Source organism: Microbacterium sp. UFMG61, assembly GCF_015354505.1.
Classification (GTDB): domain Bacteria; phylum Actinomycetota; class Actinomycetes; order Actinomycetales; family Microbacteriaceae; genus Microbacterium.
In genome coordinates this window covers 191,245-202,731 of record NZ_JACAFP010000008.1, presented here as the reverse complement: position 1 = coordinate 202,731, position 11,487 = coordinate 191,245, and the positions used below count along the sequence as shown (strand labels likewise).

The window sequence follows — 11,487 nt, the reverse complement described above, 5'->3', positions numbered from 1 at the left end:
GCCCCGGCCCCGCACGGCTGACCATCCCCCGCATGGCTGACCGAACCGGCACACACCAGCAGCCATCCGGGCACCGATCAGCCATTCGACCGCCAGAGACGCCAGCCTGCCCGGAGACCCCGAAGACCCCGGAGACCCCGGAGGCCCCGGAGACCCCGGAACCACGGATGCCGTCACAGGCCTTCCCTGACATCGAGCAGACCGGCATTCTGGTTGGATGCCCCTGACTGCGCGTGAGCTGCATCAGCGCGGCGTCGACGCAGCCAACTCCCGACGGTTCGCGCAGGCTCGACGCGCGCTGGCCGCGGCATCCGTCCGCACCGAAGACGACGATCTGCTCGCCCGCATCGACGGCACCCTCGCTTACGTCCTCGCGCAGACCGGCGAACCCGCCGAGGCCGAGCGGCTGTCGCGGGCCGCACTCGCTCGTCCCGGTCTCAGCGCTGAGACCGTCGCCCTGGCGAACGGACAGCTCGGCACCCTGCTCATGCACGGCGGGCGCCTGGATGAGGCCGACGAGTACCTGACGAAGGCGATCGACGGCCTCGACGAGGGGTCGATCCCGAGTGCGAACCTGCTGATGAGCCGGTCGATCGTGAGCATGCAGCTCCACCGCCTCGATGACTGCACCGCCGACCTGCAGCGCGCGATCGCCGCCTACGAGACGCACGGCCACGAGGAGCCGCTCGCCGAAGCTCGCCACAATCTCGGCTACGCCGCGCTGCTCGGCGGCGACCTGGTCACGGCCCTCGCCCTCATGACGGCGTCGCGCCCGATCCTCGCCGCCACGAGCGATCTCGCCGCCGCGATCAGCGACCTCGACCGCGCCGAAGTGCTGCGCGACGCGGGACTCACGACCGAGGCCGAGCAGCTCCTCGGAACGGTCGCCGTGCGCTTCGGCGCGCAGCGGATGCGGCAGGCACGCGGCGAAGCCGAGTTCCACCTCGCCCGCTCGCTGCTGCGGCACGACGCCCCGGCGGCGGAGCGTGCCGCAGCCACCGCATCCCGCCGGTTCACCGCGCTCGGCAATCGGGCCTGGGCGGCACGGGCCGAGGCTGTGCGTCTCGAAGCCCGCGTCCGCCGTCGCCCCGGATCTCCGCCGGATGCCGAGGTCTTCACGCGCACCGCGGAGACGCTCACCCGCGGCGGTTTCCGCACCGAGGCCACGGCACTCACGCTCACCTCTCGACTGTCCGACGGGGGACGGATGCCGCGGCTCGCCGCCGATGCACCGACCCCGCTGCGCCTCAGGGCGCACGAGGTGCGCGCCCTGCGGGCATCCGCCTCCGGGAAGGACGCCGAGGCACGCCGCATCGCCGCCGAGGGGCTCGACCTGCTCACCGCATGGCAGCAGTCGTTCGGAGCGCTCGACCTTCAGGCGTCCGTCGCGATGCACGGCAGCGAGCTGATGTTCGCCGGCCTCGCCGCGGCCGCCCGGTCGGGGGATGCCGAGGTGCTGTTCGACTGGTCGGAGCGCGCGCGGCATCTCAGCCAGCAGGTCGCTCCGGTGCGGCCGCCACGTGATCCCGAGCTCGCCGCCGATCTGGCAGAGTTGCGGATGCTGCGCGCCGACCTCGCGGGATCCGACTGGACGACCGATGCGAAGGTGCGCGAGCTGCGCGATCGGGTGCGCGACCGCCAGTGGACGGCGACCGGGGTCGCCGGCAATCGCGGACGCCTCGACCTCACGAAGACGCTCGCGAGGCTGCCGGACGACACGGCCGTGCTCGCCTATGTGTACACCGGTGCCGCGCTCGTGTGTGTGACGGTGAGTGCAGCCGGCTCATCCATCGTCGAGCTGTCGTGGCCCCGGATACAGCGGGCCCTCGACGGGCTCAGGGCCGACCTCGATGTCGCGGCCCTCACGCGGGGCGGCCCGATGGCGCAGACGGTGATGCGATCGCTCGAAAAGAGACTGCGGATGCTCGACGAGGCGCTGCTCGCGCCGGCCCGCGCCGCTGCAGGGAGCGCCGGTCGTCTCGCACTGACCGTGCCCGGCATCCTCGCGGGCATCCCCTGGGCGATGCTGCCGGGCATGGCCGGAGTGCCGTTCACGCTCGCGACCTCGGTGTCGCGGTGGCTCGGCGACGAGTCGGGGCGGCGACCCGCTGTCAGCCCGGGAGCCACCCCGCCCGGCCCGGGAGCGCCCGCTGCCAGCCCGGCCGCCAAACCCACCGGGCTGAGGACGGCAGGCTTCGCCGCCGGGCCCCGTGTCGCGCGCGCCGACGAGGAGGTGCGCACCGCGGCGAGCGCCTGGCACGACGCCCGGACCGCCGCCGCCACCGGCTCCGGCTCCAGCACCGCCACCGCCACCGGCACCGGCACCGGCACGCGCATCCTGTCGGGCGACGACGCTCGTGTCTCGGCCGTCACCGACCTCGCCGCGCAGGTCGAGGTGCTGCACATCGCCGCGCACGGTCGGCACGCGGTCGATAACCCGCTGTTCTCGGGACTCGAGCTCATCGACGGCACGCTGTTCGGTTACGACGTCGACCTGATCCCGCGCGCACCCGAGACCGTGGTGCTGTCGGCGTGCGAGCTCGGCCGCTCCTCGGTGCGCTGGGGCGAGGAGGCGCTGGGCATGACCCGCGTCTGGCTGCACGCGGGTACCCGCAGCATGATCGCTGCCCCCGTGATGGTCGCCGACGACGTGGCGTGCGAGCTTCTCGGGGCCATGCACTCCGAGTTGGCGCGCGGCGTCGCGCCGGCGGTCGCGCTGGCCGCGGCATCCGCATCGACCGGCCTGACGACCCCGTTCCAGTGCCATGGAAGCGGACTCTGAGGGTTTCCGAGAGATTTTCTCCAGTCGATGTATCAGAACATCGGTCGCGTGCTCCTTATCTGCAGAAGGTGCCATGCGAAGGGCTTCGGGAACGAAGCGCGAGGGAGGCGCAGAAGTCGGATTTTGGGGATACCTCATTCACTGGGGAGTGTGAGGACGGCAGGACACCATCTACTCCGGGGATGTCGCGAGAGGGGTCGCGGCATCCCCACCCTCCATTTCCCGTTCGAATCGCTCACCTTGCAGTTCTCACCCCCGCTTTTCTGCAAAGTGCGCTACTCGAAAGGCAATGAAAAGGCAGCGGGAACTGCGATCGAACCGGGGGTCAGGCGGTGAGCACCTCGTAGCCCGCGGCGCGCAGCGCGGCGAGCGAGGCGGCGGTCGCGCCGTCGTCGGTGAGGAGAACGGGGAACAGCTCCGCACCGCCGACGGCCGCGAACGCGACCGTACCGAGCTTGCTGCTGTCGGTCACGACCACGGCGCGGCGTGCACGCTCGGCCATCATGCGGTTCACGGCCGCCTCGCGCTCGTCCTGCGTGGTGGCGCCGGCCTCGGCATCCATGCCGTTGACGCCGATGAAGGCCATGTCGAGGCGCACTCCGCGCAGCAGCTGCTCGACGAACGGGCCGACCAGCTCATAGCTGCGCGAGTGGATCACGCCGCCCGTCACCACGACCTTGATGTCGGGGCGGGTCGCGAGCTGCGCGGCGATGTTGACCGCATTGGTGACGACCGTGATGCCCGGACCCGCAGAGAGGTCGTCACGAGCGGCGAGCGCCGCCGCGATCGCCGTGGTCGTGGTGCCTCCCGAGAGTCCGACGACCATGCCCGGCGCGACGAGCGCGGCGGCGGCCAGGGCGATGCTCTCCTTCTGCTGCGTGCGCTGGTGACTCTTGTAGCGGATCGGCAGCTCGTAGGCGACGTCGTGCGCGACCGCGCCGCCGTGGGTGCGGGTCAGCAGGCGCTGCTCGGCGAGCGAATCGAGATCACGGCGCGTGGTCGCGGCCGAGGCGCCGAAGCGCTCGACGAGCTCGTCGACGTTCACCTCGCCGTCCGCAGCCAGCAGGTCGAGGATCGCGTTCAGGCGGGCGGCGCGCTTCATGTCTCCATCCTGCCCGGAATCGCGAGGCTCACCGCGCCACCGCTGCGGTCTCGAGCGCGAACAGGCGCAGCATCCGCGCGGCCTCCTCCGCGAGCGCCTCACGCGCCGGCACGAGGTACTTGCGCGAATCGACGAGCCTCTCGTCGGCGGCGAGCGCCGAACGGATCGCCCGGGTGAAGAACCCGTTCAGGTGCGTCGAGACGTTGATCTTGGTCATGCCCGCGCGCACGGCGTCGGCGATCACGGCATCCGAGACGCCCGATGAGCCGTGCAGCACGAGCGGCACGGCACGCCCCTCGCGGCCGCTGTGCTGCAGAGCCTCGCGCAGCCGCGCGATGAGTTCGAGGTCGAGGGATGCCGTGCGATCGGTCATCGCGTGCGACGACCCCACCGCCACGGCGAGCGCATCGACACCGGTCGCGGCGACGAACGCCCGCGCCTCGTCGGGGTCGGTGCGCACCCCCGGGGCGTGCGCGCCGTCTTTGCCGCCGACCTCGCCGAGCTCACCCTCGATGTACACGCCGGCCGCGTGCGCCCGCTCGGCGACCGCCGCGGTGATAGCGACGTTGTCGTCATAGGCCAGCGCGCCGCCGTCGAACATGACCGAGCCGAATCCGAGAGCGATCGCCTCGTCGACGAGCTCGGGCCGCTCGGCATGGTCGAGGTGCACGGCGACCGGCGTCTCGGCGCGGCGCGCGACGGCGAGGGTCGCCAGCGCGATGGGTTCGAGGCCGCCGTGGTAGTCGGCGCAGTTCTGCGAGATCTGCAGGATCACGGGGAGGCCTGCCAGGGCAGAGGCCCGCACCAGCCCCTCGGCGGTCTCGAGGTGGATCACGTTGAACGCGCCGATACCGGTGCCGCGTGCGGCGGCGTCGGTCACGAGCTCTCGGGCGGAGACCAGGGTCATGGGCGGTCCTCTCGAACGGCGGGAGCGTAGGGGGCGACGATCAGGCGCTCGTCGAGCGCCTGCCAGTCGTCGGAGATCTCGCCGGCGAGCGGCATGAGCACGGCGGCGGCCGACCACGCGGTCGCCCGGCGGAGGATCACCTCGGGGTCTCGGATGCCGTCGGCGTAGAGCATCGCGCACGCGGCCACCCCGGCGTCGCCCGCTCCGGTCGGGTTGCCGGCGAGCGGCGCGTCGAGCCGGGCGTGCAGAACGTCGGATGCCGTGACGGCGAGCATGCCCTCGGCGCCGAGAGACAGCAGCACGAGGTCGACACCGCGCTCGATCAGCGAGCGAGCGCCGTCGACCGGATCTGCGATGCCGGTCGCCTCGACGAGTTCGGCCGCGTTGGGTTTCAGGACGGATGCTCCGGCATCCGCCGCGTGCAGCAGTCCGGGCCCCGACGTGTCGACGATCACGGGAACTCCGGCATCCCGCGCCGTGCCGATCAGCAGCGGCAGCAGCGTCGCGGGCGCCCCGGGCGGCAGGCTGCCCGAGATCACCAGCACCTGCGCGCCGGGCAGCGCGTCGACGACCTCGCCGAGCAGGGCCGCCCACTCGGGGTCGGTCGGATTCACCCCACGCTCGTTCACGACCGTGGTGTCGCCGAGCCGGCCGTCGACGATCGCGACGCTCTGCCGGGTGGCCCCGACCACCGGAACGAGGCGGTGCGGCACACCGCTGGCTCCGAGCTCGGCGGCGAACTCGACGCCGCTGCGCCCGCCCGCCGTCGAGACCGCGAGCACCGAGGCGCCCTGAGCGTGCGCGACCCTGGCGACGTTGATGCCCTTGCCGCCGGCTCGCGCCGCACCGGCATCCGCGCGGTGCGTCTCGCCGAGCGTCAGCCGGTCGACGTGCCAGGTGAGGTCGAGTGCGGGATTGGGCGTGACGGTGAGGATCATGCGAGCTCCCGTGCGCGCAGGGCCGCCCCGAGAATGCCGGCGTTGCCCGAGAGTTCGGCGGGCACGAGTTCGGGCAGGCGGTGGAAGCTCAGCCGCTCGGCGAGGCGCACGCGCAGCTCATCGAACAGCGCACCGCCCGCCCGCGAGAGCCCGCCGCCGATCACGACGGCCTCGGGGGCGACGACCGCGGTGAGCTGCGCGAGCGACAGGGTGAGCGCGTCGAGCGCGGAGTTCCAGATCTCGGAGGCGACCGGGTCGCCGGCCGCGGCACGCGCGATCACGTCCTTGGCGCCGTCGGGGGTGACGCCGGTCGCCTCGCGGTAGCGGCGCGCGATGGCGCCGGCCGAGGCGACGACCTCGAGACACCCGCGGGCTCCGCACGCGCAGACCGGCCCGTCGGCGATCGGAGAGTGGCCGATCTCTCCGGCGTAGCCACCCGCGGTGTACGGCTCGCCGCCGACCAGCAGGGCGCCCGCGNGACGACCGCGGTGAGCTGCGCGAGCGACAGGGTGAGCGCGTCGAGCGCGGAGTTCCAGATCTCGGAGGCGACCGGGTCGCCGGCCGCGGCACGCGCGATCACGTCCTTGGCGCCGTCGGGGGTGACGCCGGTCGCCTCGCGGTAGCGGCGCGCGATGGCGCCGGCCGAGGCGACGACCTCGAGACACCCGCGGGCTCCGCACGCGCAGACCGGCCCGTCGGCGATCGGAGAGTGGCCGATCTCTCCGGCGTAGCCACCCGCGGTGTACGGCTCGCCGCCGACCAGCAGGGCGCCCGCGATGCCGGTGCCGATGACCAGCACCACCGAGTTCGAGTAGGCGCGGGCGCCGCCGAGGCGGTGCTCGGCCCAGCTCGCCGCACGCACGTCATGGTCGAACGCGACAGGCAGGCCGAGCTCGGCCGAGGCGAGATCGCGCAGCGGGGCATCGTGCCAGCCGAGGTTGCTTGCGAACACGCCGAGACCGGCATCCGCGTCGACGATCCCCGGCACGACGAGCCCCACGGCCAGCGGTACGACGTCGGGGTGGTCTGCCTGCAGCTCGACCGCGAGCACACCGAGACGCCTGATGAGTGCTCCGGTGCGATCGCCGTCGGACCCCGGATCAGCCAGAGGGGTCGGTGTGCGGCGCAGCCCCAGAGCCGTGCCGACGGCGTCGAACAGCGCCGACTTGATGTCGGTGCCGCCGACGTCGAACGCGAGCACCGGCACGCCCGCGCCGAGCGCCCGCACCGCGGCGAGCTTCTCGCCCGACGCGTCTCGCTCGACGTCCGCGATGTCCGCAGCATCCTCAGGCCTGGTCATGGTCTGCTCCTCACCGGTCTCTCGTCACGCGTCCTGGTCGGTCGTCACGCGTCGAGGATGACCGAACGGGTGAGGTTGCGCGGCTGGTCGGGGTCGAGCCCGCGCGCCACGGCACGGTCGAGGGCGACGCGGTGCAGGCGCACGAGGTCGGCCAGCGGGTCGATCGGATGCTGCACGAAGCGCGCCCCCGTGGCCCCGACCTGTGCGGCCAATCCCTCGGGCGCCTCGCCGAACTGCCAGGTCACGCGGCCGGGAGCCGCGATCGCGATCGGGCCGTGGCGGTACTCCATCGACGGGTACGACTCGGTCCATGACTGCGAGGACTCGCGCATCTTGAGCGCCGCCTCGTGAGCCAGGCCGACGGTCCACCCGCGGCCCAGGAACGAGTACTGCTCGGCATCGCGCAGCTCGTCGTCGTACTCGGCGGTGAGCACGGCGGCGGCATCCTCGATCGCGCCGGTGAGGTCCTCACCGAGCGAGGCGCGGAACAGCGCGAGCGCGGTCGTCGCGAAGCGGGTCTGCACCACCGACTTCTCATCGGCGAAGGGCAGCAGCACGGCATCGTCGACGAGCGAGACGAGCGGCGAGGTCTCGTCTCCGATCACGCCGATCGTGCGCACGCGGCCCTTGATGCGATCGACGAGCTCGAGCACCTCGGTCGTGGTGCCCGAACGGGTGAGCGCGACCACGGCGTCGTAGCCGCGGTCGGTGAACGACTCGGATGCCGCGAACGCGTCGGTCTCTCCCAGACCCGCGCTCTCGCGCAGGAACGCGTACGACTGCGCCATGAACCACGACGTGCCGCAGCCGACGACCGCGACGCGCGCCCCGGATGCGGGCAGCAGTGCCTGCTCGTCTCGGAGGTCGGCGGCGCGAGCCCACGTATCGGGCTGGGAGGTGAGCTCTTCGCGCATGTGAGCGCCGGGGAGAAGTTCGGTCATGTCAGGGCCTCCGGACCAGATGTTGCAAGTTTGTGATTGTTTTGACGACTATTCGATCATAGTATTTCGACCCAAGGGAATCCCGCAAGGATTCTCCTTGATTTGTTCATTCTCCTGACAAATAATCAGACCAGTTCCACCGCCCCTCCCTCGGCCCGGTCCGAGGAAGGCTCCCCGAGCCGACCCGGCTTGATCGATCGCCGCTCCACTCGAGTGGCGATCACACGCACCGTCGCGTGAGTTGTGCTTGCGACTGTGCACCACCTACACAGTGAGGAATGCAATACACATGAAGAAGTCACTGCGATTCGGCGCTGTCGCCCTGGCCGCGACCGCCACTCTCACGCTCGCTTCGTGCGGGTTCGGCGGTTCGACCGAGGGCGGCGGAGGCGACGCCGACGGTGCGTCCACGCTCGACCTCCTCGTCCCCAGCTACTCCGATGCCACCAAGGGCCTGTGGGAAGACGTGATCGCGGGGTTCGAAGAGGAGAACCCCGACATCACGGTCAACCTCGAGGTTCAGTCGTGGGACAACCTCGAGAAGGTCGTCTCCACCAAGATCCAGGCCGGCGAGGCACCGGACATCTACAACGGCGGCCCGTTCGCCGGGTTCGTCGGCGACGAGCTGCTCTATCCGGTCGAAGACGTCGTCTCGGAAGAGACCTACTCCGACTTCCAGGACGCGTTCCTCGCGAACGCCGAGGTCGACGGCACCGCCTACGCGCTGCCGCTGATCGCCTCGGCCCGCGCACTGTTCGTCAACAACACCCTGCTCTCGCAGGCCGGTGTCGAGGCGCCGACGACCTGGGACGAGCTGCTCGACGCCGCGACCAAGGTGTCGGCGCTCGGCGGCGGCGTGGCCGGCTACGGCATGCCGCTCGGTTCCGAAGAGGCGCAGGCCGAGGCGGCCGTGTGGCTGTGGGGCGGCGGCGGCTCATTCGGCGACGCGTCGGAGATCACGATCGACACCCCCGAGAACCTCGCAGGTGCCGAGCAGATCAAGAAGATGATCGATGCGGGTGCCACGCAGGCCGACCCCGGCTCGACCCAGCGCTCGCCCCTGATGGACATCTTCATCCAGGGCAAGATCGGCATGCAGGTGGGTCTGCCCCCGACGGTGGGCCAGATCGAAGAGGGCAACCCCGAGCTCGACTACTCCATCGTCCCGATCCCGACCGAAGACGGCTCGCCGTTCACGCTCGGCGTCATGGACCAGCTGATGGCGTTCGAGAACGACGGCGACAAGCAGGAGGCGATCACCAAGTTCTTCGACTACTACTACTCGGCCGACGTGTACGTGCCGTGGGTGCAGGCCGAGGGCTTCCTGCCCGTCACCAAGTCGGGTGCCGAGCAGCTCGCCGGCGAGGAGGCGCTCGCGCCGTTCCTCGAGGTGCTGCCCGACGCGCAGTTCTACCCGTCGACGAACCCGAAGTGGTCGGCCACCGACGGCGCGTTCAAGTCGCTGTTCGGCCAGCTGCAGACGAAGTCGGCGCAGGACGTGCTGACCGAGATCCAGGCACAGGTCGACGCGGGCTGAGCCCCGCCGACATCTGCGACACCTGCTGACACCTACCGACGGAGAGGTTCGGGTTTTCCCATGAGCCAGACGAAAGAATCCCCGAACCTCGCGGGAGCGGGGGCTGCCACCGGCCGCCCCCGCTCCCCGGGCCGCCGATCGGGCGCGTCCGCCGGCAGGCCGGGCGGCAAGGACCTGCTCCAGGCGCTGCCCTGGATCGCCCCCGCCCTGCTCCTCATCATCGGCGTGGTGCTGTTCCCCGCCGGTGTCATGTTCTTCAACTCGACCCGCGACATCTCGCTGTCGGGCCTCGACAACGGCTCGGTCGGCTTCGACAACTTCGTGACGGTGTTCACGTTCGCCGAGTTCTGGCCGATCATCTTCCGCACCATCGTCTGGGTCGTCGTGGTGGTCGGGTTCACCGTGATGATCTCGCTCGGGCTCGCGCAGATCCTCAACAAGGCCTTCCCCGGTCGCCAGATCGTGCGCATGGCCGTGATCGTGCCGTGGGCGGCATCCGTCGTGATGACGACCATGGTCTTCTACTACAGCCTCGAGCCGTACTTCGGGGTCTTCAACAAGTTCCTGTACGACATCGGGCTGTCCGATGACGCCGTCGGCTACGGGTGGACCAAGAACCCGGCGACCGCCTTCGCGTGGTCGATCGTGATCGCGGTGTTCGTGTCGCTGCCCTTCACGACCTACACGATCCTCGCGGGGCTGCAGACGGTTCCGGCCGACACCCTCGAGGCAGCGAAGATGGACGGCGCGGGCGCGGCCCGCACCTATTGGACGATCGTCCTGCCGCAGCTGCGCAGCGCTCTCGCCGTGGCCGTGCTCATCAACATCATCAACGTGTTCAACTCGCTGCCGATCCTCAAGGTCATGACGGGATCGATACCCGGCTACGGCGCCGACACCATCATGACGATGATCTTCAAGTACATCGAGCTGCAGAAGAAGGTCGACGTCGCGAGTGCGCTCTCGGTCGTCGCCTTCCTGATCGTGATCATCATCGTCGCGATCTATGTCAAGGCCGTCAAGCCCATGAAGGAGGTCTGATCATGACCCTGACCGAGACCGCCCTCGTCACCACCGCCGGCGACGACGCCGCGCCCCGCATCCCCGGGCGCAAGCGCCGCTACACCGAAGACCAGGTGACGCTGCCCCGCGTCATCCTGCGCATGGCCGCCGGCATCCTCGTGCTTGCGATCTTCGTGCTGCCGTATCTGATCATGTTCTTCGGCTCCGTGAAGACGAAGTCGCAGATCCGCTCAGTCGACCCGACGTACCTGCCGATCGAGTGGCACTGGGAGAACTACATCTCGATGTGGTCGACCCCCGAGACACCGCTGCCGTACAACCTCATCTCGACCATCATCATCGCCGTGTTCGCGACGCTGCTGGTGCTCGTGGTCTCGCTGCCCGCCGCGTACTACACCGCACGGTTCAGGTTCCCTGGACGCATGGTGTTCCTGTTCCTGGTGATCGTCACGCAGATGCTCCAGCCGGCCGTGCTCACCTCGGGCCTGTTCCGCCAGTTCACCGTGCTCGGACTCAGTGACACCTGGGCGGCGATGATCTTCATCAACGCCGCGTTCAACCTGTCGTTCGCGGTGTGGATCATGCACTCGTTCTTCGCCGGCATCCCGAAGGAGATCGACGAGGCCGCCCAGATCGACGGCGCGGGACGCTTCACGGTGCTGTTCAAGATCAACCTGCCGCTGGTCTGGCCCGGCATCGTGACGGCCATCGTCTTCACGTTCGTCGCCTGCTGGAACGAGTTCGCCGCCTCGCTCGTGATCCTCTCCACCGACAAGAACCAGCCACTGTCCGTCGCGCTCACCAAGTTCGTCGGCCAATACGAGACCAGCTGGCAGTACGTGTTCGGCGTCTCCATCGTCGCGATCCTGCCCGTCGTCATCCTGTTCATGCTCATCGAGAAGCGCCTCGTCGGCGGGCTGACTGCCGGCAGCGTCAAGTAGCGCTTCGAATCGCTCA

9 protein-coding genes and 1 pseudogene are annotated in these 11,487 nt (G+C 70.2%); 4 read left to right on the top strand and 6 right to left on the bottom strand.

The genetic code is table 11. The features are described from left to right. Positions 1 to 217: 217 nt before the first annotated feature. Positions 218 to 2,782, top strand: a complete 2,565-nt coding sequence (locus IXW21_RS12090) for a CHAT domain-containing protein (RefSeq protein ID WP_194764492.1) — start codon at positions 218 to 220, stop codon at positions 2,780 to 2,782. 325 nt (positions 2,783 to 3,107) lie between these two features. On the opposite strand, the gene IXW21_RS12085 is transcribed toward IXW21_RS12090, so the two are convergent. The 6 genes and pseudogenes from IXW21_RS12085 to IXW21_RS12060 all read right to left on the bottom strand — a co-directional run bounded on the left by IXW21_RS12085 (position 3,108) and on the right by IXW21_RS12060 (position 7,970). After that, positions 3,108 to 3,884 (bottom strand): DeoR/GlpR family DNA-binding transcription regulator, encoded by a 777-nt coding sequence (locus IXW21_RS12085; RefSeq protein ID WP_194764491.1) that lies wholly within the window; start codon positions 3,882 to 3,884, stop codon positions 3,108 to 3,110. A 28-nt stretch (positions 3,885 to 3,912) separates the two neighbouring features. Beyond that, on the bottom strand, positions 3,913 to 4,791 hold the full coding sequence (locus IXW21_RS12080; protein WP_194764490.1) for a class II fructose-bisphosphate aldolase: 879 nt from the start codon (positions 4,789 to 4,791) through the stop codon (positions 3,913 to 3,915). After that, a complete protein-coding gene (locus IXW21_RS12075) occupies positions 4,788 to 5,729 on the bottom strand; it encodes a 1-phosphofructokinase family hexose kinase (RefSeq protein WP_194764489.1) in 942 nt (313 codons plus the stop codon). The genes IXW21_RS12080 and IXW21_RS12075 overlap by 4 nt, the downstream gene beginning before the upstream one ends. Continuing rightward, positions 5,726 to 6,394 (bottom strand): ROK family protein, encoded by a 669-nt coding sequence (locus tag IXW21_RS12070; RefSeq protein WP_323742240.1) that lies wholly within the window; start codon positions 6,392 to 6,394, stop codon positions 5,726 to 5,728. Before IXW21_RS12070 ends, IXW21_RS12075 begins: the two co-directional genes overlap by 4 nt. A gap of 161 nt (positions 6,395 to 6,555) precedes the next feature. Beyond that, positions 6,556 to 7,029: pseudogene (locus IXW21_RS18430) on the bottom strand (ROK family protein); the annotation flags it as partial. Positions 7,030 to 7,073: 44 nt separating this feature from the next. After that, on the bottom strand, positions 7,074 to 7,970 hold the full coding sequence (locus IXW21_RS12060) for an SIS domain-containing protein (RefSeq protein WP_194764488.1): 897 nt from the start codon (positions 7,968 to 7,970) through the stop codon (positions 7,074 to 7,076). 289 nt (positions 7,971 to 8,259) lie between these two features. On the opposite strand from IXW21_RS12060, the gene IXW21_RS12055 reads away from it, so the two are divergent. From IXW21_RS12055 to IXW21_RS12045, 3 genes are read left to right on the top strand one after another with little or no spacing between them, the layout of a single operon-like run. Continuing rightward, complete coding sequence (locus IXW21_RS12055) at positions 8,260 to 9,507, top strand: extracellular solute-binding protein (RefSeq protein WP_194764487.1); 1,248 nt, start codon at positions 8,260 to 8,262, stop codon at positions 9,505 to 9,507. Positions 9,508 to 9,567: 60 nt separating this feature from the next. Beyond that, positions 9,568 to 10,548 (top strand): carbohydrate ABC transporter permease, encoded by a 981-nt coding sequence (locus IXW21_RS12050; RefSeq protein WP_194764486.1) that lies wholly within the window; start codon positions 9,568 to 9,570, stop codon positions 10,546 to 10,548. Positions 10,549 to 10,550: 2 nt separating this feature from the next. Then, positions 10,551 to 11,471, top strand: coding sequence for a carbohydrate ABC transporter permease (locus IXW21_RS12045; protein WP_194764485.1), 921 nt, complete (start codon positions 10,551 to 10,553; stop codon positions 11,469 to 11,471). Positions 11,472 to 11,487 lie beyond the last annotated feature (16 nt).